Annotated in this window: 1 protein-coding gene; it reads right to left on the bottom strand. The window is 49.5% G+C overall.

Translation table 11 applies throughout. The features are described from left to right. On the bottom strand, positions 1 to 305 hold a 305-nt coding region (locus KO525_RS04705; RefSeq protein ID WP_215962642.1), incomplete at both ends, for a hypothetical protein.

Consider the following 305-nt stretch of genomic DNA (forward strand, 5'->3'; position numbering starts at 1 on the left):
CTAAATCCGTCGCATCATTATCCAGCGTGATGTCACCTGTGCCCGCCGCTATCGTAACTGTGCCACTTAGCGCGTTGCTGTCATCATCTAATATTACTGAGCCGTTAGCACCTGACGTATCTATCGATGTTGCACCTGTAACCATCACCGTTGCCGTATCGTTTACACTATCGGCATCCGTCACCATAAAGCTGCCCATTGAGCCCGCTACCGTTAAGGCACCTGCATCTTCAATCGTGACCGCACCACTTGATGTTGTGACAACATCAAGGGCGTTAGTATTATTATCAAGCGTAATTGCCCCC

This window comes from Psychrosphaera sp. B3R10, assembly GCF_018861025.1.
In the GTDB taxonomy this organism is placed as follows: Bacteria; Pseudomonadota; Gammaproteobacteria; order Enterobacterales; family Alteromonadaceae; genus Psychrosphaera; species Psychrosphaera algicola.